Source organism: Pseudidiomarina piscicola (genome assembly GCF_902806985.1).
In the GTDB taxonomy this organism is placed as follows: Bacteria; Pseudomonadota; Gammaproteobacteria; order Enterobacterales; family Alteromonadaceae; genus Pseudidiomarina; species Pseudidiomarina piscicola.
In genome coordinates, this window is record NZ_CADCXY010000007.1 from 21,396 (window position 1) to 46,965 (window position 25,570).

25 protein-coding genes and 1 pseudogene are annotated in these 25,570 nt (G+C 45.7%); 12 read left to right on the forward strand and 14 right to left on the reverse strand.

Annotation, left to right across the window (positions count from 1 at the left end):
* Positions 1-8 precede the first annotated feature (8 nt).
* The gene (locus PSI9734_RS10870) at positions 9-353 is read left to right on the forward strand and encodes a hypothetical protein (RefSeq protein WP_173921176.1); all 345 of its coding nucleotides are present in this window, start codon (positions 9-11) and stop codon (positions 351-353) included.
* Between the two features lie 159 nt (positions 354-512).
* Here the strand turns inward: PSI9734_RS10870 and PSI9734_RS10875 are convergent, their stop codons facing one another.
* Complete coding sequence (locus PSI9734_RS10875) at positions 513-1,001, reverse strand: hypothetical protein (RefSeq protein WP_173921177.1); 489 nt, start codon at positions 999-1,001, stop codon at positions 513-515.
* A 121-nt stretch (positions 1,002-1,122) separates the two neighbouring features.
* On the opposite strand from PSI9734_RS10875, the gene PSI9734_RS10880 reads away from it, so the two are divergent.
* Positions 1,123-2,270, forward strand: a protein-coding gene (locus tag PSI9734_RS10880) for an IS3 family transposase (protein WP_173921178.1) whose coding sequence is annotated in 2 segments (ribosomal slippage) — positions 1,123-1,360 and positions 1,360-2,270 — 1,149 coding nt in all. Because the reading frame shifts where the segments join, the coding sequence is not laid out codon by codon here.
* Between the two features lie 90 nt (positions 2,271-2,360).
* On the opposite strand, the gene PSI9734_RS10885 is transcribed toward PSI9734_RS10880, so the two are convergent.
* Positions 2,361-2,843 (reverse strand): hypothetical protein, encoded by a 483-nt coding sequence (locus tag PSI9734_RS10885; protein WP_173921179.1) that lies wholly within the window; start codon positions 2,841-2,843, stop codon positions 2,361-2,363.
* Between the two features lie 406 nt (positions 2,844-3,249).
* Between PSI9734_RS10885 and PSI9734_RS10890 the strand changes: the two genes are divergently transcribed.
* The 6 genes and pseudogenes from PSI9734_RS10890 to PSI9734_RS10915 all read left to right on the forward strand — a co-directional run bounded on the left by PSI9734_RS10890 (position 3,250) and on the right by PSI9734_RS10915 (position 11,088).
* Positions 3,250-3,588: an integrase arm-type DNA-binding domain-containing protein gene (locus PSI9734_RS10890; protein ID WP_173921180.1), complete on the forward strand. Its 339-nt coding sequence runs from the start codon at positions 3,250-3,252 to the stop codon at positions 3,586-3,588.
* A gap of 603 nt (positions 3,589-4,191) precedes the next feature.
* Complete coding sequence (locus PSI9734_RS10895; RefSeq protein ID WP_173921181.1) at positions 4,192-5,442, forward strand: TolC family protein; 1,251 nt, start codon at positions 4,192-4,194, stop codon at positions 5,440-5,442.
* A gap of 3 nt (positions 5,443-5,445) precedes the next feature.
* A complete protein-coding gene (locus PSI9734_RS10900; RefSeq protein WP_173921182.1) occupies positions 5,446-6,591 on the forward strand; it encodes an efflux RND transporter periplasmic adaptor subunit in 1,146 nt (381 codons plus the stop codon).
* 11 nt (positions 6,592-6,602) lie between these two features.
* Positions 6,603-9,800, forward strand: a pseudogene (locus PSI9734_RS10905) (efflux RND transporter permease subunit).
* Positions 9,801-9,862: 62 nt separating this feature from the next.
* Positions 9,863-10,750, forward strand: coding sequence for a cation diffusion facilitator family transporter (locus tag PSI9734_RS10910; RefSeq protein ID WP_011234878.1), 888 nt, complete (start codon positions 9,863-9,865; stop codon positions 10,748-10,750).
* 2 nt (positions 10,751-10,752) lie between these two features.
* Complete coding sequence (locus tag PSI9734_RS10915) at positions 10,753-11,088, forward strand: YnfA family protein (protein ID WP_011234879.1); 336 nt, start codon at positions 10,753-10,755, stop codon at positions 11,086-11,088.
* A gap of 51 nt (positions 11,089-11,139) precedes the next feature.
* Here the strand turns inward: PSI9734_RS10915 and merR are convergent, their stop codons facing one another.
* Entirely contained in the window at positions 11,140-11,583 is a 444-nt protein-coding gene (merR, locus tag PSI9734_RS10920; protein WP_011234880.1) for a mercury resistance transcriptional regulator MerR, read from the reverse strand.
* A gap of 74 nt (positions 11,584-11,657) precedes the next feature.
* Between merR and merT the strand changes: the two genes are divergently transcribed.
* From merT to PSI9734_RS10940, 4 genes are all read left to right on the forward strand, one after another.
* Positions 11,658-12,008: a mercuric ion transporter MerT gene (merT, locus tag PSI9734_RS10925; protein WP_011234881.1), complete on the forward strand. Its 351-nt coding sequence runs from the start codon at positions 11,658-11,660 to the stop codon at positions 12,006-12,008.
* 13 nt (positions 12,009-12,021) lie between these two features.
* Complete coding sequence (gene merP / locus PSI9734_RS10930) at positions 12,022-12,321, forward strand: mercury resistance system periplasmic binding protein MerP (protein ID WP_034818174.1); 300 nt, start codon at positions 12,022-12,024, stop codon at positions 12,319-12,321.
* Positions 12,322-12,376: 55 nt separating this feature from the next.
* Positions 12,377-13,780: a mercury(II) reductase gene (gene merA, locus PSI9734_RS10935; protein ID WP_034818177.1), complete on the forward strand. Its 1,404-nt coding sequence runs from the start codon at positions 12,377-12,379 to the stop codon at positions 13,778-13,780.
* Between the two features lie 132 nt (positions 13,781-13,912).
* Positions 13,913-15,060 (forward strand): IS3 family transposase gene (locus PSI9734_RS10940; RefSeq protein ID WP_173921178.1). Its coding sequence is split into 2 segments (ribosomal slippage): positions 13,913-14,150 and positions 14,150-15,060, totalling 1,149 coding nucleotides; the frame shifts between segments, so codons are not numbered across the junction.
* Positions 15,061-15,155: 95 nt separating this feature from the next.
* Here the strand turns inward: PSI9734_RS10940 and PSI9734_RS12110 are convergent.
* The 11 genes from PSI9734_RS12110 to PSI9734_RS10995 form a co-directional block, all read right to left on the reverse strand.
* Positions 15,156-15,296 (reverse strand): cupredoxin domain-containing protein, encoded by a 141-nt coding sequence (locus tag PSI9734_RS12110; protein WP_153849795.1) that lies wholly within the window; start codon positions 15,294-15,296, stop codon positions 15,156-15,158.
* Between the two features lie 45 nt (positions 15,297-15,341).
* On the reverse strand, positions 15,342-15,608 hold the full coding sequence (locus tag PSI9734_RS10950) for a DUF5676 family membrane protein (RefSeq protein ID WP_034818180.1): 267 nt from the start codon (positions 15,606-15,608) through the stop codon (positions 15,342-15,344).
* Positions 15,609-15,711: 103 nt separating this feature from the next.
* Positions 15,712-16,152, reverse strand: coding sequence for an EMC3/TMCO1 family protein (locus PSI9734_RS10955; protein ID WP_034818226.1), 441 nt, complete (start codon positions 16,150-16,152; stop codon positions 15,712-15,714).
* Between the two features lie 214 nt (positions 16,153-16,366).
* Positions 16,367-16,720 carry a cupredoxin domain-containing protein gene (locus PSI9734_RS10960; protein ID WP_105307083.1) on the reverse strand — a complete coding sequence of 118 codons (354 nt, stop codon included), beginning with the start codon at positions 16,718-16,720 and terminating at the stop codon, positions 16,367-16,369.
* Between the two features lie 37 nt (positions 16,721-16,757).
* Positions 16,758-19,019, reverse strand: a complete 2,262-nt coding sequence (locus PSI9734_RS10965; RefSeq protein WP_173921183.1) for a heavy metal translocating P-type ATPase — start codon at positions 19,017-19,019, stop codon at positions 16,758-16,760.
* 79 nt (positions 19,020-19,098) lie between these two features.
* Complete coding sequence (locus tag PSI9734_RS10970; protein ID WP_173921184.1) at positions 19,099-19,557, reverse strand: ATPase; 459 nt, start codon at positions 19,555-19,557, stop codon at positions 19,099-19,101.
* A gap of 27 nt (positions 19,558-19,584) precedes the next feature.
* Positions 19,585-19,956 carry a hypothetical protein gene (locus PSI9734_RS10975; protein ID WP_034818188.1) on the reverse strand — a complete coding sequence of 124 codons (372 nt, stop codon included), beginning with the start codon at positions 19,954-19,956 and terminating at the stop codon, positions 19,585-19,587.
* Positions 19,957-20,013: 57 nt separating this feature from the next.
* Positions 20,014-20,352, reverse strand: a complete 339-nt coding sequence (locus tag PSI9734_RS10980; RefSeq protein ID WP_034818190.1) for a P-II family nitrogen regulator — start codon at positions 20,350-20,352, stop codon at positions 20,014-20,016.
* 93 nt (positions 20,353-20,445) lie between these two features.
* A complete protein-coding gene (locus PSI9734_RS10985) occupies positions 20,446-20,823 on the reverse strand; it encodes a hypothetical protein (RefSeq protein ID WP_129496592.1) in 378 nt (125 codons plus the stop codon).
* A 99-nt stretch (positions 20,824-20,922) separates the two neighbouring features.
* Complete coding sequence (locus PSI9734_RS10990; RefSeq protein ID WP_173921185.1) at positions 20,923-24,048, reverse strand: efflux RND transporter permease subunit; 3,126 nt, start codon at positions 24,046-24,048, stop codon at positions 20,923-20,925.
* A complete protein-coding gene (locus PSI9734_RS10995; RefSeq protein ID WP_173921186.1) occupies positions 24,041-25,570 on the reverse strand; it encodes an efflux RND transporter periplasmic adaptor subunit in 1,530 nt (509 codons plus the stop codon). Before PSI9734_RS10995 ends, PSI9734_RS10990 begins: the two co-directional genes overlap by 8 nt.

A 25,570-nucleotide genomic window follows, 5' to 3' on the forward strand; every position in this document is an offset into this window, starting at 1 on the left:
GATGTCGTATGATGAACATAGAAATTTTAAAAGAGTTAATTCAACATGAAAATGAAGTTCTCGAGAGCTACATTAAGGAGTCTGTGTACCATCGAGAAAGTGTATATGGAGTGATAAAAAAGCTAATCGATGAGGGTGGGCAAACCAACAAATTGGTCGGTAAGCAGGTGAAAATTCTAGAACAATGTATTCAACCCGTTTTCAATCATCCGTGCCCTGGACTTTCATTTATGGAGTTCGGCTGTTATGGCGATAACATAGTGGAGCCTTTTGATATTCTACATCCGCATGAGAGCGGAGATTATTTATGTAATGATTGCCAGCACGTTTATAACGAATATGAGCAAAGGTGAGCGCCCTAAACCCATAGTTCGAATAGAGCCTAGGTCAACTAGTGACGATTACTAAGTAGTAATAACTAAAAATACACAGCTTTAATTTGATGCAACATTTAAATTCTAAACGTGGCAGTGTGAAGCCATGAATAAGGCTTACCGCCTTCGCAGTTAATATTATAGTGGGAATATGGTAAGAACTGGCGTGATTCGGCTCTCCTGAGTACATTGCTCATATGCTTGCCTGATTCCTAGCATTATCGAAACCGGAGTAGTATCACTAGCTCTATTTTGTACTATGCGGTCACGGCAGTTTTTATCTAAGCCACTAGACTCAACGCAAAACGCATCAATCTGGTGGACTGAATGATTAACTAAATCTTTATTAATCGCAAAGACAGCTAATTCAACTTTGTTCTGCGATAGCTTGACCAAATGTTCTTTGCATTGGTTTGAGCCCTGTGGATAGAGCCGTGCGGGAAACCCTTGAAGCATAGACTGCAAGTCACTGTTTATCTCTATACTCAACGCACGCCCCCACTTGTCAAATGCTCTAAATTCGATACGTTGGTGAGGTTGTGCGTGGTTTTCCGGCTCTGGGTTTAACTGGGCAAGTACCGTGTAGATTAGGACGCCACCAACCAAAACTACTATAATTTTAAACAAACCACCCCCCCTAAATAATGCATTAGATATAAGTGTCTCCAATTTTAAGCAGCAGTTTGGACTTCCCAGACTTTGCTAGACACTTTTAACAGTTACAATGTAACTCAAACTAGAGGTGTTTATGAGCAAAGGCAAACGGTATACCGAAGAATTTAAAATTGAAGCCGTCAAGCAGGTCACTGAGCGCGGCCATTCTGTTTATGATGTCGCTGATCGTCTGGGCATTTCCGTCAAATCACTTTACGACTGGCGTGCTAAATACGGTCAGGACAATAAAGCCAATAAATCCTCCGATGAACAACTGCGCATAGCAAAGCTTGAAGCTGAGATAAAACGCGTTAAGGAGGAACGGGATATATTAAAAAAGGCCGCAAAGTACTTTGCAGGCGAGTCCGAGTAAAGTACGCCTTTATCCGTGATCATCAAAATCAGTTCTCTGTTTCGGCCATGTGCCGGGTGTTGAAACTGAACCGCAGTGGCTTCTATGCCTGGTTGAAGAAACCTTTGAGCGACCGCGCCATAGAAGACGCACGGCTTTTAAAACGCATTAAAGCGTTCTTCATTGCCAGTGGCGGCACTTACGGCAGCCCCTGGATCCACAAAGACTTACGTGAAGCCGGTGAAAAATGCAGTGTTCATCGTGTTGCTAAGATCATGCGCCTCAATAAGCTCAGAGCTCAAATCGGTTATAAACGTCGGCATATAAAAGGCGGTAAGCCTGGCCGGGTGGCAGACAATGTCTTAGAGCGGCAGTTTAACCCAAAAGCGCCGAATACTTCGTGGGTAAGCGACATTACCTACGTGCGCACCTATGAAGGTTTCCTTTACGTGGCAACGGTTATCGACTTGTTCTCCAGGCGCGTTGTCGGCTGGTCAATGGACAAAAATATGGATAAACACCTGGTTATCAGAGCACTGCTCATGGCGGTTTATCAGCGACGTCCAAAAGAGAAGGTGTTGGTGCATAGCGATCAGGGCAGCCAGTACGGCAGCTCTGATTACCTGGCGTTCATGAAAGAGCACAACCTAATACCGTCGATGAGCCGACGTGGGAACTGCCACGACAACGCTGTTGCTGAAAGCTTCTTTGCCACGTTTAAAAAGCGGGTTATTCGAAAGAAAATATACCCAAACCGAAATGAGGCGAAGACTGAGATATTTAATTTTATCGAGATGTTTTACAATCCGAAAAAGCGTCATTCTCATACAGGCGGCGTATCGCCTGCTAACTTTGAAAAGGCGTACTTTGAGAATTTACAGACTGTCTAGTGAAAGCTGGGAAGTCCAGTTATTCGTAGAACTAATGAGTCACTTTCGGTTATTGCTTTGTTTAAGAAACATTACAAACTAAATTGCTTCTTACTTAATATCGTCCTTGTCTACTTTTAGCACCGCTTGATATGTATCATTCAAGTACGTGCGAAGGCCACTCAATATTTTTCCACTCCAGCCGTCGGAAGTTACATCACCACTAAAACCGATATCTTTTGAGCCCTCGACAAGAACCCTAACTTGGGTATCTTTGCCATTTAGAGACCTAAAATAGACCCCAGCTAAGACATTCCAATCATGTGCTGTCATTCCGTGTTCACCAATGACCACGCCCTTAATCTTATCTACCTTCCGCAATGAAAAACCTGCATTTCCCAAGCCAACCTTAGCGGCCTCATACACTTGTTCCGGACTGTAACCGTAGAAGGTTTCCGCATGCTGGTACTCAGACCAACCGGTTTTCCCCTCCACCGCATCAAAATCGACTTCGGAAGCATCTGTTGGCATCATACCTATCGTCGCACAGCCGTTTAACATAACGAGGCTGATTACTAGCAATAGTGTTTTCATAAAATATCCTTGTAAAACCACTTCAATTTAGAAACGTTTACACCTAGACAACAAAAACACAAAATAACAGATGTACCAAATTTGTACCAGTTCAGATGGAAATGTACCAATTTGACCGTAAATATGAGAAGAACGAAACGCCGCAACTGGTTGTTTTTATTAACTATTGGTGATTACCAACTAATGTCATAACTAATTGAAAATCCTCGTGTCGGTGGTTCGATTCCGCCTCTGGGCACCACCATCCCTTCCAATGCCGTCCATACTTGTACTTTAAGCTTTAATTAATCAAGTACTTGGACGGGGTTGGAGTCTTTTTTAGTCTTTTCTGGTTCAGTAACATCCACACTTTTTAGTACACTGTTTAGTAACACAGAATAAAATGTACTAAAGGCGTGTTACTAAAATGCCCCGTAACACTAAACCATTGAGCGCTCGAGAAGTTAGCGAGGCTAAGCCCAAAGACAAAGAATACAACCTTTCTGATGGTCAAGGACTGCACCTAAGAGTCAAACCATCGGGCAAGAGGGTTTGGATCTTCAATTATTTCGAGCCCTTCACCAAACGCCGCAGAAATTTAACCCTTGGCACCTTCCCCGATTTGTCTTTAGCGTTAGCACGTGAAAAGCGCCAGCAAAATCGGGAGCTACTCGCTCAGGATATTGATCCCATATCTCATCGTGACGAACAGTTTGAAACGAAACGAGCTGCTGCCAATAATACATTCAAAGCAGGGAGGGTATAAAGGGGGAAATCGCCCGTTTTTAGTGGGTTTTCTTGTTCCCATTATTGCATTTTGAGAACTTAGTAGTAATCAAAACAGAAATCTCATTGAAAATATGGTGTTACTTCAGGGGAAAGGTCACAAGCTTTGATTGAGAACGGCTTTTAATTAATGTACAGTAGTGACGTCTTTTTAAAACGTAGGTAATGATGCTTAGACTGGGATTTTTATTACTGGTGCTTGCTGCCGTTCTGACTCAAATCAGTCAGTCGGTTGCTGACGTGCATCAATCTCACCAGTCATCTTCTGAGCAACACCTCAATTTTGAGCATGACGAATCGCACATCGATAAGCGAAACCTCCCTAAAAGTGGCGAAATCAGCTTTGACTGCCATCATTGCTGTCACTGCCATGGTTCATTTCATTTATATGCCATGAAGGCTGAAAAAACTCTCGCTTTACCACGAATGGGCACAATACGTCCTGGGTATACTGAGTTTTACACTAACCCTCTATCATCGCCGCTGTTCCGGCCTCCTATCTCCTCATAACTGCCTAATAAGCTGCTTTAGCAGCGCAAGAAAATCATTATTTTACGCAGTAATATGACTGAGGAGTCTATCTATGGGTCCGTTTTCGACACATAGCAAACGCTTGTTTATTGCCGTTAGTCTGGCAATAAGTTCAAGCTACGCCAATGCACAACAGTTGCCCGATCAATGGCAAAAAACTGTGCAGCAACACCCCAGTGTTGAAGCCGCTCAACAGCAGGCTGAAGCGCTGATCCAACAGGGCAAACAATTAAATCAACCTTTGTACAACCCTAGCTTATCGTCACGCTTAGAGCGCGAGGGTGACATCAATAATTACACTGTTGGCCTAAGCCAAACGCTGGACTGGAGCACTCGCAATGAAGCAAGAGCCAGTCAGAGTGACGCCATGACGGCTATGGCAGTGAGTATTTATCGCCAGTCGGCGACATCGCATGCTAAAACTTTGTTGAATGCCTATGTGCAATGGCTGGATGCAAAACAGCGTTACGCACTGGCCGAGCAACAAGAGAAAATCGTTAAACAGGCGATAAGCCTGGTTGCCGAACGACGTAAAGCCGGTGACTTAGGTGCCGTCGACGAACAACTGACGGTACTCGCACTAAGTCGGCAACTGCAACAAACGGCAGCTGCTTATCAACAACTGCAATCCGCTGAAGCAGAGTTAAACGCTCTGCTAACAACGTCTGATGTCGGTCAACTCTCCATTAATGAGGAGCTATTTAACGTTGAACCTGCGTTAACGACTCGTTGGCAACAACATCCAGCGTTAAAAGCCGCTTACCTGCAATGGCAATTAAAGCGCGCCGATGTCGACTGGAAACGCTCGTTAACCACCGCCAACCCAACCATAGGCGTCGAAGCGGGCGAGAGCGATAACGAAACAGTAGTTGGCTTATCATTCAGCATTCCACTACAGATTCGCAATAACTACAGCGATGCGGTACGCGCAGCCAATAGCGAAGCTGTTGCTGAAGAAAAACGTTTGATTGCACTAAGGCAACAATGGCAAGCAGCACTGAAATCATCTCTTAACAATTATCGTTTTGTGAAAAAACAGTGGCAAAGCTGGCAAAAAGACTTTCAATCTCGGCAGGATGAGTCGATGCAGGTGATTGAACAGTCCTGGCTCGCCGGTGACCTATCCACCACAGACTACCTCACCGCTATGCAACAGCAGCTCGATAGCCAATTTGCAGGGATAGCGCTGCAAACACAATATCGGTTGGCCGCCATTGAATGGTTGTACCGTTCGGGCGAACTCAGTAAAGCACTGACGTTATCGCCGTTAAGCCAGCCAACAAACGCAGAGATTGGAGAGTAAACGATGTCAGTAAAACCTTTATACGCAGCAATAGCACTTGCGCTTAGCTTTTCGGTTATGGCGCAGGATGAACACGGACACGACGAAAAAGAAGATACCCACAAGGAAGAAGGCAAACACGAGCAAGGTGAACATAAGGAAAGCCCAGGCGTGGAGCTATCCAGCAAGCAGCTGTCTATGGCAGATATCACCACGCGAACCTTGCAAACTCAAGTTATTGAATATCCGGTTTATGCCCCGGGCGAGGTGGTTGCTAACGACTTTAATAGCTATATCGTGAGTCCGCGCATCGATTCGACCGTTCTCAAACGTTTTGTCAGTATTGGCGACCACGTCGAAAAAGGTGAACCACTAGCCACCCTCTTCAGCGCCACCATGGCGGAGGCGCAAAGTCAGTATTTGGTCACACTTAACGAATGGCAACGCGTGCAGTCACTCGGTGAGTCAACGGTTGGTGAAAAACGCTTTGTTGAAGCGAAAAACGCCTTTACCTCAGCGCAAGCGCAACTCAAAGCATTTGGTATGTCAGCCAGTGATATTAAGCGTTTAAGTAAAGCTGACTACCCTATCGGCGAATACCAACTGACCTCAGAAATTGGCGGGATTGTGGTTAGCGATAACTTCAAGCAAGGCCAGCAAGTTAATGCCGGAAATCACTTGGTTGAAGTGCTGCAAGAAGAAACCTTGTGGGTTAATGCTCGTCTACCAGGCTCAGCTGACCTTAATGTGCAGTTTGGTGATCCTGTTACAGTGAGTGTCGACAATCAGCGCTTTGCGGCAAAAGTCATTCAGGAAGGCCACACAATAGACCATAAAACCCGCACCCGAACGGTACGACTTGCGGTAAATAACGAAAAGGACCAATTACACCCTGGTTTATTTGCGGATGTTTATTTCTCAGTCAAGTCGGATGGACCGGTGCTTGCAGTTAAGGACTCAGCCTTAATGCGGGCATCTGATGGTGACTGGCAGATATTCATTGAGCACGAACCCGGAAAGTTTGAACCGAAGAAAGTCGAATTGGTTGATGAAAAAGGTCCGTGGAAAGTCATTCGAGGCGTTAAGGAAGGCACAGAGTACGTCGATAACGGCGCGTTTTTCGTTCGCTCACAAATCGCTAAAGGCGGTTTTGACCCACATAACCACTAACAGGAGGTTGTATGTTTCAGCGCATTATTCAGTTTGCTGTCGCCAATCGCCTGTTATTGGTATTGGCTTTATTCAGCATCAGCATTGCGTCATTTTTTATTATTCCCAAACTTAATCTGGATGCCTTCCCCGATGTTACCAACGTTCAGGTAACGGTAAATACGGAAGCACCCGGATTAGCAGCGACCGAAGTCGAGCAGCTTATTACCTATCCGATAGAGTCGGTGATGTATGCCCTGCCCGACGTCAAAGAAGTTCGGTCAATCTCAAAAACAGGTTTATCGGGCATTACCGTGGTATTTGACGAGAGTGTCGATATCTACTTTGCCCGGCAACTGGTATTCGAGCGGCTGCAAGCGGCAAAGGAGTTGATTCCAGAGGGAGTCGGCACGCCCGAAATGGGCCCTAACTCTTCCGGTCTCGGCCAGGTTTATCAGTATCTGCTACTTGCCGAGCCGGGCTCTGGTGTCAGTAGCATGGAGCTACGCAGTCTTAACGACTATGTGGTTAAACTGCTACTGATGCCCGTTGAGGGAATTACCGAAGTCTTGTCCTTTGGCGGTGAAGTTAAGCAATATCAGGTTAACCTCAATCCCGCCAAGCTGCTGTCTTACGACCTTACCCAGCAAGACGTCATGGGCGCGGTCAACAAGAATAACGGTAACGTTGGTGGTTGGTATATGCCCCGCGGTCAGGAGCAGTTGGTTATTCGCGGCACCGGCTGGCTGGAAAGCGGTAAAAAAGGTCTACAGCAGATACAACAAATACCGCTCAAAACCGTTGACGGCGTTTCCGTAACACTGGGCCAGGTTGCCGACGTCGAAATCGGCAGTTAAATTCGCCAGGGAGCGGTCTCAATGTCGCGTAAAGTCGACGGCGAGGTCAACCAGCTGGGCGAAGTGGTGTCGGGTATTGTGCTCAAACGCATGGGCTCGAATACCAAAGCCACCATCGACGGTATTAAAAAGCGCATTCCGCTTATTCAGCAAGCATTACCCGAGGGTGTCACCTTTGAGCCGTATTATGATCAGGCCGATTTAATACAAAAAGCCGTATCTACGGTCGCGTATTCACTGCTCATTGCCTTTGTCTTTATTATCGCAGTATTAGCACTGTTTTTGCTCAACATACGCGCTACTTTTTTAGTGTTACTGTCCATTCCCGTTTCTATCGCCATTGCCCTGATGGTAATGTCCGCGATGGGCATGTCAGCTAACCTGATGTCGCTGGGCGGGATTGCTGTTGCCATTGGTATGCTGGTCGACGGCTCCGTGGTGATGGTTGAAAACATCTTTAAGCACTTAAGTCGTCCGGATAGTGAACACCAAGACGACGCCGAGCAACGCACAGAGCACCGCGACCCAGATCCTCAGGCAGCCAAACTCGATAGCCATGGTATCAAGCTGCGAGTTAAGGAAGCGGCGAACGAAGTGGCACGACCGGTATTCTTTGCCGCCATGATTATCTTGGTGGTCTTTATGCCACTGTTTAGTTTTCAGGGTGTTGAAGCTAAATTATTTGAGCCCATGGCTATCAGTATTATGTTGGCCATTATCTCCGCGGTTTTTGTGGCCATCATGGTTGTACCGGCATTAGCCAGTTACTTTTTCAGTCGGGGTATTAAGCCTCGTGAAAATAAACTGCTTAAACCACTAGATAATGGTTATAAAAGACTATTATCGGTGGCGTTACGCAGTAAAAAGGCTGTTATTACCCTGGCCGGTGTGCTGTTTGTCGGCGCTTTGGTGTTAGTGCCTCGTCTCGGCACAGAATTTGCGCCCGAATTGGAAGAAGGCACGATTAATATTCGCGTGACATTAGCCCCCTCCTCTAACCTTGAAACGGCCTTAGAGGTGGCTCCGAAGCTTGAAAAAATCCTGATGTCGTTCCCGGAAACCACCTACGCACTCAGCCGCATTGGACGAGCTGAAGTGGGCGGTGATCCAGAGCCTATCAGCAACATCGAGATATATGTGGGCCTTAAGCCGCAATCCGAATGGACAACGGCATCCGATCGCTACGCCTTACAAGAAAAAATGGAGGCAAAACTAGATGCTCACCCAGGCTTGTTGTTTAATTTTTCACAACCTATTGCAACACGGGTTGATGAACTGCTCTCAGGTGTAAAATCGCAGCTAGCCATCAAACTATTTGGACCCGAGCTTGACGTGTTGGCCCGTAAAGGCCAGGAAATAGAAGGTGCCGTCAAGCAAGTTGACGGGGCGGTTGCTGTAGCGATGGAGCAAATAAAAGGTGAAGCACAACTCGTGGTTTCGCCGAAACGCCAGCAACTCTCACGCTACGGCTTAAATGTCACCGATGTACTGAGCGTTGTCGACAATGGCTTGGGTGGCGCTTCGGCAGGCCAGATCATTCGCGGTAATGAGCGCTATGATATTTACGTGCGGCTGGCCAAGCAATTCCGCGATACGCCGGAGTCTATTCGTTCGTTACGCCTGTTAACTCCCTCAGGGGCCTGGGTAACCTTAGGCGAAGTCGCCCACGTCGCAATTGAATCAGGACCACCGCAAATCCGTCGTGATGACGTACAGCGTCGCGTTGTGATTCAATCGAACGTTCAGGGTCGTGACATGGGTAGCGTGGTTGCCGATATTAGGAAGGCGATTGACGAGAAGGTGGATTTACCAACCGGTTACTCAGTCGACATTGGTGGCCAGTTCGAAAGTCAACAACGAGCACAGGAGCGCTTGTCCATTGTCGTTCCCATATCGCTGGCACTCATCGCCCTGCTGCTTTATTTTGCTTTCGGCACCATGGGTCAAGCCATGTTGATTTTGGTGAATGTACCATTGGCAGTCATCGGCGGTATTGTGGCACTCTATGTGTCAGGACAGTACTTATCGGTGCCCAGCGCCGTGGGTTTCATCACACTGTTTGGTGTGGCGGTACTAAACGGTGTGGTTCTGGTCGAGAGTATTAACCAGAGAATAACCGATGGGCATGCGGTTAATGATGCCGTGTTTGATGGCGCGTGGTCGCGACTACGCCCGGTATTAATGACAGCAATAACCTCAGCGTTAGGACTCATTCCCATGCTGTTTGCAACCGGTGCAGGGGCTGAAATTCAACGCCCACTGGCTACCGTCATTGTTGGTGGTTTGGTATCAGCTACTCTGCTGACATTGGTTATCTTACCCGTGCTCTATCCTTGGTTTTCGAAACAAAAAATTAAGGATCTGAGCCGTTAGGGTTCAATAGCATTTAAGGGGGCGGTTATTGTCGCCCCCTTTTATTAAAAGAGGAACGTATTATGGGACATCACCATAACCATGATCACTCAAAGGACATGCCGTCCAACCGATTAGGTTGGGCATTCCTGCTTAACTTTGTTTTTACCATTATTGAGTTCATTGGTGGTTTTCTTACCAACAGTACCGCCATTTTAGCTGATGCCGTTCATGATCTTGGCGATAGCCTGTCGTTAGGTCTCGCGTGGATACTAAATAAACTTGGCAAAAAACAGGCTAACCAACACTTTACCTACGGTTATAAAAGACTGAATCTTGCCGGTGCATTTATTAATGCCGTTGTGTTAATCGCAGGCTCTGCCTGGGTACTTGTGGAAGCAATTCCCAGACTCTGGAACCCTCAGATGCCCGTCGCTGATGGCATGATTGCTTTAGCCGTCGTTGGCATTACAGTTAATGGATTTGCTGCTTACAAATTGTCAGAGGGCAAAACGTTAAACGAACGCGTTATTAACTGGCACTTGCTGGAGGATGTTCTCGGCTGGGTCGCTGTACTTATCGTTGGTATTGTTTTGCTGTTTGTGGATTGGCCAATTCTCGATCCGCTACTGTCGATTGGTTTTACTCTATTTATTTTAGTGAATGTGCTGCGCAACCTGTGGGCAACGCTGAAACTCTTCATACAAGCAACTCCGGACAAAGAAACCTACAGACAAGTCGCTGACACTTTGCTGGAGCTACCTCATGTTGCTGACCTACACCATCTGCATTTTTGGTCACTAGATGGCGAGGAGCATGTATTAACCGTTCATTTGGTGTTATCTAAAAACCTTGATATCGAGGCCCGTAGCGATTTAAAACAGCGCATCGATGACGTCCTTGCGCCCTATGCTTTAAGCCATACAACGGTAGAACTAGAAGATCCTGATGAAGCCTGTAGGGACAACTGATAATGAGTGCATTATTTTTAATGAAAACATTGGGCTTATTTATTGCCACCGCAATTGCTGAAATTGTCGGATGCTATTTACCCTACCTATGGCTCAAAGAGGGCCATTCGGTTTGGTTGCTCATTCCGGCGGCAGTGAGCTTAGCCTTATTTGCTTACTTGTTAACACTTCATCCGGCGGAAAGCGGGCGGGTCTACGCAGCTTATGGTGGTATTTACGTGTTAACTGCCATAGTCTGGCTGCGAATTGTCGATAAATCGCCACTATCCAATTTCGACCTGATTGGCACGGCGTTTGTGCTAACCGGTATGGGGATTCTTGTGTATGGCTGGCGTTAGCTATAAAGCAATTCAGTTAAAGAACTCCGCTCAAAAGTTTTACTACACAGACTAACGCACCTTATGTTTGTCCGTGGTAGCGTCCTCAACCCCGTCATTAAGCGAGGCCATCAGTGGACAATAGACATCTCCGTGTCCGGCGCTGCATTTTTGCACCAGCTCATTCAACGCTCGTTCAATTTGCTGTAAGTGCGATATCTTTCGACGAACACTGGTGAGCTTTTGCTCCCCAAGCTCCCGTGCCTCATCGCAATGAGCGCCATCTTGCAGAGTTAATAGCTCACCAATTTCATCCAGACTAAATCCAAGCCATTGAGACGCGCGAATAAAATGAAGCCGAGCAAGCGCTTGTTCGTCGTAATGTCGGATCCCCCCATACGGCTTTTCCGGCTCGCTCATTAGCCCTCGGCGCTGATAATAGCGCACCGTTTCCACGCCCACGCCGGCTGTTTTGGCCAGCGTGCCAATTGTCATTACGTTGCGTTTTTTTAACATAGCTATTGCTTCCGTAGTGAGGTACGGGTTTAAGATTAACACATTAAAGCAAAATGCCCGAAGGAGTTACTCTTATGTCAAATTCAAAATCTGGTCGGGGCTCTCTTCTCGCGGGAGGGATCGCAGCGACTCTGGCATCTGCGTGTTGTCTGGGTCCCCTCATATTACTTGCACTCGGTGTATCCGGGGCCTGGATTGGGAGCCTCACAGCACTTGAGCCTTATCGACCCATTTTTATTACCATTGCATTGATTGCCATATTCTTTGCCTGGCGTCGAATATACCGGCGTGCTGATGACTGCAACCCTGATAACACCTGCGCAACGCCAAATGCTCGTAAGAGCTACAAAGTGATGTTTTGGCTCGTTGCGGTGCTTACTTTAACAGCATTGGCTTACCCCTATGTTGTTCCTTTGTTTTACTAGGAGGCAATACACGATGAAAAAAACAATGATAACAACCATTTTATTTTTACTGTTTAGCATGCCCGCATTGGCGGTTGAGAAAACGGTTACGCTATCAGTACCCGGTATGACATGCGTCACCTGCCCAATTACTGTCAAAGCTGCACTTGGCCAAGTTGCAGGTGTGAGCGCCGTCGATGTCCGTTTTGAAGAGCGGGATGCAACCGTGACATTCGACGACGAAAAAACGTCAGTTAAGCAGCTCACTGAAGCAACGACAAATGCAGGATACCCATCAACACTGAAAGCAACGGCACCAAAAAATCAGTCATGAAACATCACAATGCCTTATAGCTGCTGTAAAACTGAAAGACCAAGGAGTAACCGTTATGAGTAATAACAATTTACACATTGCTGTCATTGGTAGCGGCGGCAGTGCGATGGCTGCGGCACTCAAAGCGACCGAGGGAGGTGCCCGAGTGACGCTCATTGAGAGAGGTACTATTGGCGGAACTTGTGTCAATATTGGCTGTGTCCCGTCTAAAATCATGATCCGAGCGGCTCATATCGCCCAACTGCGGCGAGAAAGCCCTTTTGATAAAGGCTTAAGTACCCATACTCTTAAGGTAAATCGATCAGCTCTCCTCGAGCAACAACAGGCTCGGGTAGAAGAACTCCGTGAATCCAAATACCAGAGTATTCTTAGAGAGAATTCCGCCATTACCGTTATTAACGGCGAAGCCCGCTTTATAAACGATGAAACTCTTTCCGTATCACTTTGCGATGGCGGTGAGCAAACGGTTCACTTTGACCGTGCTTTTATCGGCACCGGGGCCCGACCCGCACAACCACCCATCCCCGGCTTAGCTGAAACCCCTTACCTTACTTCGACAAGCGCATTAGGGCTAAGTAACATTCCTAAGCGCCTCGCTATTATTGGAGCCTCGGTTGTTGCTCTTGAATTAGCACAGGCCTTCGCGCGTCTCGGTAGTGAAGTTACTGTTTTGGCTCGCAGTCGGGTGTTATCCCAAGACGAGCCTGCCATTGGTGAGGCAATAGCCACTGTTTTTTATCACGAAGGCATCAATGTGCTTGAGCATACAGAAGCCAGCGAAGTGCGTTACGACGGACAACACTTCATTCTCAAAACCAATGCCGGAACATTAAAAGCAGAACAACTGCTCGTGGCCACAGGCCGCACGCCCAATACGGAAAACCTCGATTTAGAAACCATCGCCGTACAAACCGAGCGCGGTGCCATAACGATTAACGATCGCATGCAAACCTCTAACTCAAGAGTATATGCGGCAGGCGACTGTACGAATCAGCCGAAGTTTGTCTATGTCGCCGCCGCAGGCGGCAGCCGAGCCGCTATTAACATGACGGGCGGTGATGCGCATCTTGATCTCAGTGCCATGCCCGAGGTTATCTTTACTGATCCACAAGTCGCCACGGTGGGTTTATCAGAAGCTGATGCTAAAACTGGTGGTTACGTCACCGAAAGCCGCACGTTGGGCCTTGAAAATGTCCCACGGGCATTGGTTAACTTCGATACCCAAGGGTTTATAAAAATTGTCGCAGAAAGTGGCAGCGGCCGGCTGCTCGGTGTTCAAGTCGTCGCAGGAGAAGCTGGTGAGTTGATTCAAGCTGCTGTAATGGCGATAAGAGCAGGAATGACAGTCAATGAGTTGGCTGATGAGCTCTTCCCATACCTTACGATGGTAGAAGGCTTAAAATTATGCGCTCAAACGTTTACTAAAGATGTTAGCCAATTATCTTGCTGCGCTGGGTGAGATAACCTAGCTTAACTTCACTGGACAGTTACCAATATTTCGGGTTTAGCTGCTGGTTGGTGATAGGTTGGACTTCCCAGACTTTGCTAGACACTTTTAACAGTTACAATGTAACTCAAACTAGAGGTGTTTATGAGCAAAGGCAAACGGTATACCGAAGAATTTAAAATTGAAGCCGTCAAGCAGGTCACTGAGCGCGGCCATTCTGTTTATGATGTCGCTGATCGTCTGGGCATTTCCGTCAAATCACTTTACGACTGGCGTGCTAAATACGGTCAGGACAATAAAGCCAATAAATCCTCCGATGAACAACTGCGCATAGCAAAGCTTGAAGCTGAGATAAAACGCGTTAAGGAGGAACGGGATATATTAAAAAAGGCCGCAAAGTACTTTGCAGGCGAGTCCGAGTAAAGTACGCCTTTATCCGTGATCATCAAAATCAGTTCTCTGTTTCGGCCATGTGCCGGGTGTTGAAACTGAACCGCAGTGGCTTCTATGCCTGGTTGAAGAAACCTTTGAGCGACCGCGCCATAGAAGACGCACGGCTTTTAAAACGCATTAAAGCGTTCTTCATTGCCAGTGGCGGCACTTACGGCAGCCCCTGGATCCACAAAGACTTACGTGAAGCCGGTGAAAAATGCAGTGTTCATCGTGTTGCTAAGATCATGCGCCTCAATAAGCTCAGAGCTCAAATCGGTTATAAACGTCGGCATATAAAAGGCGGTAAGCCTGGCCGGGTGGCAGACAATGTCTTAGAGCGGCAGTTTAACCCAAAAGCGCCGAATACTTCGTGGGTAAGCGACATTACCTACGTGCGCACCTATGAAGGTTTCCTTTACGTGGCAACGGTTATCGACTTGTTCTCCAGGCGCGTTGTCGGCTGGTCAATGGACAAAAATATGGATAAACACCTGGTTATCAGAGCACTGCTCATGGCGGTTTATCAGCGACGTCCAAAAGAGAAGGTGTTGGTGCATAGCGATCAGGGCAGCCAGTACGGCAGCTCTGATTACCTGGCGTTCATGAAAGAGCACAACCTAATACCGTCGATGAGCCGACGTGGGAACTGCCACGACAACGCTGTTGCTGAAAGCTTCTTTGCCACGTTTAAAAAGCGGGTTATTCGAAAGAAAATATACCCAAACCGAAATGAGGCGAAGACTGAGATATTTAATTTTATCGAGATGTTTTACAATCCGAAAAAGCGTCATTCTCATACAGGCGGCGTATCGCCTGCTAACTTTGAAAAGGCGTACTTTGAGAATTTACAGACTGTCTAGTGAAAGCTGGGAAGTCCAGGTTAAGCTAGTTCAGGAGTGATAATAGTTGTTATAAGCACTTTTTTTTCATTCATATTAGCTCTTATTTGTCTCACTTATTTGACAATAAGTTTTCCTAGATACCTTTGCATCTGACAATGAAAATCGTATTCTCCGGTCTTTAATACTGGCAATTCGATCAACTTTAACTTATTGGTCGGTAAAGTATCGCTGATCCCCAGATCAGGAATAAGCAAAGTTTCAGAGCAACAGATTTAAAGGCTTCCAGTTTGACAACAATCTCATTTAGCCGTTTTCATTTGTTTATTATATAACGTTACAATTAGCCAGCCAGTAATCATAGCTCCCAAGGACCACCCGAATAATCCCGTAACAAATCCACTAAAACTCAAATGCCACTCGAAACCAGAGAGTTTTCCGTGAACCATGCCTTCTGTTAAAGCCATCATGCTAGAGGGCATAATAAGCACTAGCAAGCTACAAACTCCCCATAAAACTGCGAAAGCACCGCCAGCTGCTAAGCCAAATTTCTTTGCATTAAGTTTCATAACTTCCTCCTTAAAAATACCGTTGTAAATTAGATATATTGAAAAAGTACCGCTACTTGCACACTGCAAGTAGCGGCATTTCCAACGGAGAGCTTAATCTCTACTACATTTCCTTTTTTTCTTCACTCTGATGTTCCATCATCTGCTCCATCATCATTTGCATCATATCCATTCTATGCTCCATCATTTTCATTTTATTCATCATATTCTCTTTGCCCATTTGCTCTGCTTTGTCTCCCTTTTTATGTTCTCCTTTGTTCATGCCTTTATCCATCCCATGGTTCATCATTTGCATTCCCTTCTGCATTGACTTCATGTGTTCTTCCATTAGTTTTTTACGTTTCTTGGGATCGGATTCGCTTTTTATTTTTTCCATAGCTTCGCGCATTTCTTGCATGTGCTCATTCATTGATGTCATTTTTTCATGATGCATCATTCCACTCATTGAACCTGTTTTATCATCACCATGTTTATGCTGTGCATCAGCAAAGACAGGAGAGGCCATTAAAGCTGTGATAGTTAAAGCTGAAAGTACTTTTTTCATTTTATTACCCTCTTGACTATGACCAAATTGTATTGGTCTCATTAATTTTACTTTGTTTCACTATCGTTAAATCTTGGAGCCCACGCTGACGTAGACCTCATATAACGGCGATATTTATTGCCGAATCCTTCAATGCCTTCGATGAAATTGAATTTCATCGAATCTAACGGGAAACTTTTAAAGCTCATATTGTGACCTGGACGTTTTAAGCCATTTAACCGACAACTAGCTTTCCCCGATACATTTGCATCTGGCAATGAAAGTCGTACTCTCCGGGTTCCAGCGCTGGTATTTGAATTTGCTTTAATTTGTTAGAAGGCAACGTTTCACTTATTTCTAGCTTGGGAATGAGCAAAGTTTCAGAGCAAGGAGATTGATCCTTTCGCAGAAATTTAAGCTCAACAGGCTTGCCTTCTCGCACCTTTATACGCGAAGGTGAGTAGGTACCGTTTTCTACAGTAATTACAATCTCACCTTCTTCCGCCTGTTTCTCAGCAGGTTCATAAAGCCAAAACCACCAGACAATCAGTGCAATTAATGTTAAGCCAGCGATATTAATAAATAACATTTTTACTCTCCTGAAAGAGCTCTAATTAAAAGAGGAATCAGTGACTCTTCGCTTTGAAAAAGCGCAACCGATTAGCGTTACTCACTACCGTGAGTGACGAAAAAGCCATGGCTGCACCGGCAATGACAGGGCTTAATAGAATGCCGAGAAACGGGTACAGTACACCTGCGGCAAAAGGTATACCTGCCACGTTGTAAATAAAAGCACCGAATAGATTCTGCTTGATATTGCGCAGAGTAGCCTTACTTACAGCTACTGCATCAGCTAGACCATGTAACGACCCCCGCATCAAAGTAATGTCAGCACTTTCAATGGCTACATCCGTGCCCGTACCGATGGCGAAGCCCACGTTGGCAATAGCCAGTGCTGGCGCATCATTAATACCATCTCCCGTCATGCCAACGATTTCGCCTTCCATCTGCAGCTCCTGAACCTTTTTTGATTTTTCTTCCGGCAGAACTTCAGCGAAAAATTCTTTAATTCCTACTTTTTCAGCAACTGCTTCTGCTGTCGCGCGATTATCACCAGTAAGCATCACTACTCGCACACCGTTATCTTGCAAACGTTTAATGGCGGCTACGGAGTCGTCTTTTATCGGGTCGGCAACTGCAATAATTGCAGCTAACTCATTATCAACGGCAAAGTACATAGGCGTCTTAGCTTCAGCAGCTAAGCCTTGGGCTTTTTCAACAAAGTTACCGAGCTCAACTTGACGTTCACGCAACAGCTTTTCATTACCGAAAAGGAGGGACTTCCCGTCAACTTCTGCCTCCACGCCATGACCAGCGATGGCGTTGAAGTTCGAGACCTTACTTGTCTTAATCCCTCTTTCCCTGGCTGACTCAACTATCGCCTGTGCTAGCGGATGTTCAGAGCCAGACTCAAGTGTCGCTGCAAGTTGCAGTACGGTTTGCTCATCGTACTCACTCGCTACTAATACGTCGGTGACTTTAGGAGAACCAAGTGTAATGGTGCCCGTTTTATCCAGGATCATAGCCGATACTTTCGACGCTGTTTGCAATGCTTCGCCATTGCGAATCAGCACACCTGCCTCTGCGGCTTTTCCTACACCCACCATTACCGACATAGGCGTCGCCAGGCCTAATGCGCAAGGGCAAGCAATAATCAAGACAGTGGTCGCTGATACCACAGCAAAGGCCAGTGCCGGCTCAGGCCCAAAGTTAAGCCAAGCTAGAGCACTGATAACAGCGATAATCATAACGACTGGCACAAAGTAAGCAGAAATAACATCGGCAAGACGACCGATTGGGGGCTTAGAGTTTTGCGCCCGTTTCACCATGTTAATAATTTGAGCAAGTGCTGTATCTTTTCCGACTCTTGTCGCTTGAAACAAAAAGGAACCACTTTTATTTATCGTGCCCGCCACAACGTCATCACCAACTGATTTTTCCACGGGCATGGGTTCACCCGTTAGCATAGATTCATCAACGGTGGTACTTCCCTCTATAACTTTTCCATCAACAGGGATTTTTTCTCCGGGACGAACACGTACTACGTCCTCCTCGAGTACGTCTTCGATGGCGATATCCAATTGTTTATCGTCACGAATCACCCTAGCTGTTTTGGCCTGCAAACCAATGAGACGCTTTATGGCTTCGGACGTGCGCCCACGAGCTTTCAGTTCAAGTGCCAACCCCAGATTGATCAAACCGATAATCATCGCAGTCGCTTCAAAGTAAACGTGACGCGCCATTTCCGGAACCAGGTGTGGAACGATTACAACCACCATAGAATACAACCAGGCTGTACCAGTACCAAGCGCGATCAGCGTATCCATATTAGCGGAATGATTTTTCAGGGATTGCCAGGCACCAACAAAGAAGTGTTTGCCAGAGAAATAAAGTACACCTAACGTTAGAATACCTACGACTAACCATGTCACACGTTCTGAGGTAGTGGTAACCGTCATTTCACCAACAAAAAGGCTATAAATCATTAGGGGTACACCTAACGACAGCGCGACGGTCATCTCACGCATCAGTCGCTTATAGTAAGCCCAGTCGGCTTGCTCTTTTTCTGCCAACGCATCATCGCCACTTTGGGAAGTGGCTACTTTAGCGCTATACCCCGCCTTCTCTACCGCTTTCACTAAAGCGCTCGGACTTGCTGTTCCTGTCACACTGACTGTTCGCTGCGCAAAGTTCATCTCTGCATTTTCCACACCGGATACAGACTTTAGTGCACTCTCGATTTTGCCAACACAACTCGCGCAACCGGCTCCCTCGATAATGAGTTCCTCAATGGAACTACTACTAACGTCCTCAGTTTTCACACCCATACAAGTGCTCCTTATTTATGGAAAATTAACCAAATCAGGGCTCTTTCCCACAAAGTACCAACGATAAAATTTTCACTAACTACATATCCGAAAATCGGTTCGCAGTTTGCACCATTCGTTTAATTTCATTTTCTTCAACGTTTTTTACTGTTTCTAACAGCTCTTTTGCGCTGTCTATATCAACACGGGAATATAGGTGTTCATACAACTCAATGACTTGCTCATGATGGTTTACAATGTTCTCCATAATGTGATCAGTATCTAACTCTTTAAAAGGCGAATCACAGTGTCCATGCTCAACGATGGGATGTTTCCCAATATAGTCATAACACCAAGTGTCTAATGCATTTCGGTTTGCTGTACTCAAAAAACCTTCGACCATTCGCTCTAAGCTAGCCTCATGACCCGACACGTAGCTTAGAATCATCCGAGCTCGTTCATCTTGGTTTTGTTTAGAGCAGTGAGTCACACACTCCTTCAGGTTTTTGTGGAAATCAACGGTCCAACTCAGTACATCTTTGATTGTTTCTATTTGCATTTTTTACTCCTTACCTATAATTAATTGTTACTTTCGTTTGCTTTTGGTACGTGGCGGGCTTCTGTGGCAACTCCACGGTGTATGCTCTGCATTATCTTTAATATTTTGATCAATAAATTTGTAGTATTCCTCTTTCAAGTGAGTCCACCAGCCACTATTTATTTCAACACCAAATATTCCGAGCTTTTCCTCTATCATAGTCAGATCGACTTTAGAGGCATCATAAGCGACCGATAACAAGTTCTGGTCAGAGTCGTAGGCAACGCTATCAAGACCAACCAAGCGATCGATTTCGTTAATCGCTTCGCGAACTTTTTTCACACTCTCAGTGTTTAGCTTTAACGTGCGATTGACTAAGTTAATTTCCCGCACTCCGGCTCTATGATCGTTAGTTGACATCAGTACTGTCCTATTTATTAAAACTACCAATATGCTTCAGTCGACGTTGCCGCGATATTAACGTTGTAACGAGAGTTCTTTATCAGTCGCTGCTCGTTTGTCGTGAACCCAAAGCAATTCATCTATTGGCGAGATACAGACTAAGCCCTCGTTAGATACCCCGGTATGGGCCGCTTCAACTACCAAAAACGCAACGTCACGCGCGTCATCACTGTTCACATAAACTTCGAGCTGTACGTGCTCAACTAAGTGATCATCGTTATAACTATCGAAGTAATAGCCTCGACCTCGAACAGGAAACAATGTAAAGCCGCTAACGCCACACCCAACCAGAGTCTCCTCCACTGCGTCTTGCCGAAGTTGATCAAAAATAGCGGTGATTTTAGATAGGTTCATATATTCTCCTACAAGCCTTAAGTCACTTAACTTAAGAGCTCTATCTAGCATGATTAAATTTCGAAAAAAGTTTTAATTGAAATTCAGCAGGAGCTATTTCGGAGGATAAAAAATATCAAAAGACATTTGCTTAACATTCCCTTCATATGAAAGAGGATGCTGCAAGTAACCAATTGACTTTATTGGTAAATTGAACGGAATTAATACTAAAGGTGAGCTTGCAGAGTTGCACTCCGCATCCATTAAACATGTATCAGCAGAGTCAGTTAAACAATAACAGCACGTTTTACTGGCAGGTTGTTCGTCGTCATCACAATGAATGTTGCTTTTTCTCTCGTTTGCAACATCTGCCTGATTAACGTTGATTACGTGCTCTGCGCTGGAGGCAGTATTATGGACAGGAGCAGCTGGGAAGGATAGTTGAATCACTATTCCTAGCATAAGCACAACTAAAAATTTTGTTTGAGCCATATGTGTGTCCCCAATCCCGAATTTTAACCTAGCATACTTGTTAGCGCACATCATTGATCAAGATCAATGATGTGCGTCTCTTAACTAAAATAATTCGTCTTATACACGCTTAACCTTTTGCCCACGCCACAAGTAGTAAACAGCAGGTAATACGAGCAAGGTTAAGATAACAGCGCTGATCATTCCTCCAACCATTGGCGCCGCTATTCTACTAACCACCTCAGCCCCAGTCCCTGTACTAAACATTATAGGCAATAAACCAGCAATTGTAGAAACGGCCGTCATCATGACGGGGCGAACACGAAGTCCAGCCCCTTCCATTACGGCAAGAGAGAGACCGTCTTTCGTTAATGCTTTACCATGCTCTAACTGACTTTTTTCATATTCATTATAGGACTGGTTTAAGTAAGTCAGCATTAGTATTCCTATTTCTACAGTGACACCGGCTAGAGCTATAAAACCAACCGCTACAGCAACTGAGAAATTATAATCTAAAAGATACATTAGCCAGATTGACCCCACCAACGCGAGAGGCAAAGTTCCCAATATAATGGCTATTTCTGTAGCGTTTCGAAAATTCATATATAAAAGAACGATAATAATCGCGAGCGTTAACGGAATCACGTAAGTCAGTTTTTCCTTTGCCCTTTCCATATATTCGTACTGCCCGGACCAGGTAACTGAATACCCTGCTGGCAACTCGAGTTCTTCTTCCACAACTTTCATTGCCTTATCAACATAAGTTCCTACATCAACCCCTTCAATATCAACAAACGTCCAACCATTGAGTCTTGCGTTCTCACTTTTAATTGCCGGCGGTCCGAGTTCAACGTAGACATCAGCCACATCCGCCAAACTAATACGCTGCCCGTCTGGCGTAACTAAAGGTAGCGTCTTTAACTCTTCCGGTGAATCACGGTAATCTTGGGGGTAGCGCAAGTTTATCGGGTAACGTTCAAGCCCTTCAATGGTCTCTGAAACGTTCATTCCCCCAATAGCCGTGGCAACTACTTGTTGAATATCTTCAATGTTCAAACCATAACGTGCAGCCTGCTCTCTTTTTATGTCAACTTTGACATAACGTCCACCTGCCACTCGCTCTGAATAAACAGAAGCCGTACCATCGACATCATCAAGTATTGCTTCAAGCTGCTGGCCGATCGCCTGAATTTCATTAAGATCAGCTCCGGCAACTTTTATACCTACCGGCGTTTTGATACCTGTCGATAGCATATCAATGCGAGTTTTAATGGGGTAAACCCACGCATTTGTCAGCCCCGGAAACTTTACAAGCGCATCGAGTTCTATTTTCAACTTCTCAGTGGTCATACCGTCACGCCACTGATCTTTCGGTTTCAGTTGAATAAAAGTTTCAATCATCGTTAGGGGGGCCGGATCAGTGGCGGTATCAGCTCGGCCAATTTTGCCAAAAACCGTCTTTACTTCCGGTACCGTCTTTATGAGTTTATCTGTTTGCTGCAAAAGCTCTCTTGCTTTCCCAATAGATAATCCAGGATAAGTCGTCGGCATATACATCAAATCGCCCTCATCCAGATCTGGAATAAACTCACTACCAATTTTGTCAATCGGCCAGACACCAACAGCCAGGATAACAAGAGCTCCCACAACTGCTGTCTTTGGGTATTTCAAAATGCCTTTTAAAAGCGGTTTATACCCGGCGATCAATAACCGGTTAAGCGGGTTTTTCCCCTCAGGTGTTACCTTTCCTCTGATAAAATACCCCATCAACACAGGGATAACGGTAACCGCTAAGGCTGCACTAGCTGCCATTGCGTAAGTTTTCGTGAAAGCAAGCGGAGAAAACATTCGCCCTTCCTGGGCTTCTAAGGTAAACACCGGCATAAAGCTGACGGTAATAATGAGTAAGCTAAAGAAAAGAGCGGGACCTACCTCTGAAGCAGAAGCGGTAACCACCCGCCAGCGGTTCTCTGCGGTCAGTGGCGTTTTTTCCATATGCTTATGCATATTTTCAATCATGACGATGGCACCATCGAGCATAGCGCCAATAGCAATTGCGATCCCCCCAAGTGACATAATATTCGCGTTAATTCCTTGCCAATACATAACAATAAACGCGGTTAAAATACCCAGAGGCAAGCTGATAACGGCAACTAGCGAGGAGCGGACATGGAAGAGAAATATCACACAGATAAACGCGACAATAGCGAGCTCTTCTATTAAACTTTTTTTCAAGCAGAAGACGGCATCCGAGATAAGCCCTGAGCGATCATAGACAGTGACAATCTCAACGCCATCGGGTAACCCTGCTTTTAATTCCTCTAATTTTTGTTTTACACCATCAATCGTTTTTTGTGCATTTTCTCCGAAGCGCATTACAACAATTCCGCCCACGGCTTCCCCCTCACCATTGAGCTCGGCTATACCGCGCCTCATTTGTGGCCCCACACCCACATCTGCAACATCTTTAAGCAATAAAGGCGTGCCATTAGCATCAACGCCTAGTGGGATATTTTCTAAGTCGGAGACACCTTCAATATAGCCGGAGGCCCGAACCATATACTCAGCCTCAGCCATTTCAACCACTGAAGCCCCCACCTCCTGATTACCTCTCTGGATAGCGTTTTGTATGTGAGCCAAAGGAATATCGAATGCGCGAAGCTTCTCCGGGTCAACTTTTACCTGGTACTGCTTTACCATACCGCCCAGCGCGGCAACTTCAGAGACACCTTCAACAGTCTGCAGTTCATACTTTAAAAACCAGTCTTGCATACTGCGTAATTCACTCAAGTTGTGGTTACCCGTGCGGTCGACCAAGGCATACAAATAAACCCAACCAACTCCTGTAGCATCAGGACCTAATTGTGGCCTTGCATTAGCAGGCAGTGTGGGAGCAACCTGAGATAAATATTCAAGTACTCGCGAACGTGCCCAGTAAGCATCTGTGTCTTCGTCAAAAATGACATAAACATAGGAATCTCCGAAAAACGAATACCCACGAACCGTTTTAGCTCCAGGAACTGATAACATAGACGTTGTTAATGGATAGGTAACTTGGTCTTCTACTACTTGTGGGGCCTGACCTGGATAACTGGTTTTAATAATCACCTGAACATCAGACAGGTCCGGCAATGCATCTACTGGTGTATTCTTGACGGCAAAGGCACCAACGCCCACAAGGATTAATGTCGCTAGAAGAACAAAAAATCGGTTGCTAACTGACCATCGAATGACTGACTTAATCATGGTTATGCTCCTGCTCTGTCACTTGTTCTTGCTCAGGAATATGAATCGATGTGAGCTGGTAACGTTGCTTACCTACTTGTGAAATTTCCGCATGTAAGGACAAACCGGCGCTGAGCTTTGAGAGTTCAACATCATCAGCGACATCGAAGTCCATCGTCATTGCAGGCCAGTCCCACTCAGGAATCTCACCGTGATTCAGCGTAACCATCGAATGTTGAGGCATAACACTTTTAACTGTTGCTTCGACCCAGACAGCTTCGACTGATACAGCTTCATTTAACATAGTGTCGTGGCTCTCGCTATCAGTGTTAGAGTCGTGGTTCATACGTTTAAAGTCGGAAGACTTACTGGACTCAGAGTCAATTAAGAACTGAGCCGATGTAACAATTTCATCACCTGCCATAAGACCCGATAAAATCTCAACTCGCGAGCTACCTAACCGCCCAACGTCAACATTAACTGATTTAAATTTCCCGTCGCCCAGTGCTAAGACAACTCGGTTCGAATCACCCATTCGAATAAGCGCTTCTTTGGGGATGACTAAGTTTTCGTCGCCTACACCAGCATTAATATTAAGATTCGCAAACATACCCGGCCTCAAAAAAGCGTCGGGGTTATTGAAGTGAATTCGAATTTTTCCCGTCCGGGTTTTAGAGTTAAGTGACGGATAGACGTAATCAACCTTTCCTTCCCAGTCTTTACCCGGAGCATACTCAAGATCCATTTGAACTTTATTACCTACCTCAACCTGGTTCAGTTGCCGCTCAAAGACTTCTGCAATAACCCATATTTTATCCAGTTGGGCAATCGTCATTAAGTTCATACTCGGCTTTACAAACGCACCTTCACGCACAGTCAGTTTATCCAATACCCCGGACTGCTTTGCTTTTACCGTAATTGTTTTCTGAATTTTATGAGTCTCTTTTAACTTCTTAATCTCAGGTTCAGAGACTTGCAGAGCTCTTAGGCGTTCTTCAGCAGCATCTAGTAGAACCTGATTACCTCTTTGCGAGGCCAATACAAGCTCTTCTTGCGCATTAACCATTTCAGGAGAGTAAATACTGTATAAAGGCTCGCCGGCTTTAACTGAGTTACCAACCGCTTTTACAAAAAGCTTTTCAATCCAGCCTTCAACACGGGGACTTACTGTCAGCACTCGGTTCTCATCAAACTGAACATAGCCAACTGTTTCGATATCCAGGTTGAGTCTCGAGGACGTGACGGTTGCAGTTGTAACCCCAAGGTTGTTAATAACATCGGGATCAATTCTCACAGTACCGGGTGAACTTTCTCCCCCATCATCGCCATAGAAAGGAATAAGGTCCATCCCCATTGGAGACTTTCCTGGCTTGTCTCTCCGATAATTTGGATCCATCGGAGCCACCCAATATAACGGCTCTTTTTTGGCATTATCCGATGAAGCATCGGAGCCCGCAGTTGACTGCATTAAGTAGCCAATAGCACCAGCGCCAACCGCAAACCCTACAGCTAAACTTATAAGAGATTTAGTGACTGTTTTCAT

What these genes read in the sequence shown, in the direction of transcription:
- PSI9734_RS10895 (WP_173921181.1), top strand. Translation starts at nt 4,192, where the DNA reads ATGGGTCCGTTTTCGACACATAGCAAACGCTTGTTTATTGCCGTTAGT.
- PSI9734_RS10915 (WP_011234879.1), top strand. Translation starts at nt 10,753, where the DNA reads ATGAGTGCATTATTTTTAATGAAAACATTGGGCTTATTTATTGCCACC.
- PSI9734_RS10955 (WP_034818226.1), bottom strand. Translation starts at nt 16,152, where the DNA reads ATGAAAAAAGTACTTTCAGCTTTAACTATCACAGCTTTAATGGCCTCT.
- merT (WP_011234881.1), top strand. Translation starts at nt 11,658, where the DNA reads ATGTCAAATTCAAAATCTGGTCGGGGCTCTCTTCTCGCGGGAGGGATC.
- PSI9734_RS10900 (WP_173921182.1), top strand. Translation starts at nt 5,446, where the DNA reads ATGTCAGTAAAACCTTTATACGCAGCAATAGCACTTGCGCTTAGCTTT.
- merA (WP_034818177.1), top strand. Translation starts at nt 12,377, where the DNA reads ATGAGTAATAACAATTTACACATTGCTGTCATTGGTAGCGGCGGCAGT.
- PSI9734_RS10970 (WP_173921184.1), bottom strand. Translation starts at nt 19,557, where the DNA reads ATGCAAATAGAAACAATCAAAGATGTACTGAGTTGGACCGTTGATTTC.
- PSI9734_RS10985 (WP_129496592.1), bottom strand. Translation starts at nt 20,823, where the DNA reads ATGGCTCAAACAAAATTTTTAGTTGTGCTTATGCTAGGAATAGTGATT.
- PSI9734_RS10990 (WP_173921185.1), bottom strand. Translation starts at nt 24,048, where the DNA reads ATGATTAAGTCAGTCATTCGATGGTCAGTTAGCAACCGATTTTTTGTT.
- PSI9734_RS10965 (WP_173921183.1), bottom strand. Translation starts at nt 19,019, where the DNA reads ATGGGTGTGAAAACTGAGGACGTTAGTAGTAGTTCCATTGAGGAACTC.
- PSI9734_RS10980 (WP_034818190.1), bottom strand. Translation starts at nt 20,352, where the DNA reads ATGAACCTATCTAAAATCACCGCTATTTTTGATCAACTTCGGCAAGAC.
- PSI9734_RS10950 (WP_034818180.1), bottom strand. Translation starts at nt 15,608, where the DNA reads ATGAAACTTAATGCAAAGAAATTTGGCTTAGCAGCTGGCGGTGCTTTC.
- PSI9734_RS10890 (WP_173921180.1), top strand. Translation starts at nt 3,250, where the DNA reads ATGCCCCGTAACACTAAACCATTGAGCGCTCGAGAAGTTAGCGAGGCT.
- PSI9734_RS10995 (WP_173921186.1), bottom strand. Translation starts at nt 25,570, where the DNA reads ATGAAAACAGTCACTAAATCTCTTATAAGTTTAGCTGTAGGGTTTGCG.
- PSI9734_RS10910 (WP_011234878.1), top strand. Translation starts at nt 9,863, where the DNA reads ATGGGACATCACCATAACCATGATCACTCAAAGGACATGCCGTCCAAC.
- merR (WP_011234880.1), bottom strand. Translation starts at nt 11,583, where the DNA reads ATGTTAAAAAAACGCAACGTAATGACAATTGGCACGCTGGCCAAAACA.
- PSI9734_RS10870 (WP_173921176.1), top strand. Translation starts at nt 9, where the DNA reads ATGATGAACATAGAAATTTTAAAAGAGTTAATTCAACATGAAAATGAA.
- PSI9734_RS10975 (WP_034818188.1), bottom strand. Translation starts at nt 19,956, where the DNA reads ATGTCAACTAACGATCATAGAGCCGGAGTGCGGGAAATTAACTTAGTC.
- merP (WP_034818174.1), top strand. Translation starts at nt 12,022, where the DNA reads ATGAAAAAAACAATGATAACAACCATTTTATTTTTACTGTTTAGCATG.
- PSI9734_RS10885 (WP_173921179.1), bottom strand. Translation starts at nt 2,843, where the DNA reads ATGAAAACACTATTGCTAGTAATCAGCCTCGTTATGTTAAACGGCTGT.
- PSI9734_RS10960 (WP_105307083.1), bottom strand. Translation starts at nt 16,720, where the DNA reads ATGTTATTTATTAATATCGCTGGCTTAACATTAATTGCACTGATTGTC.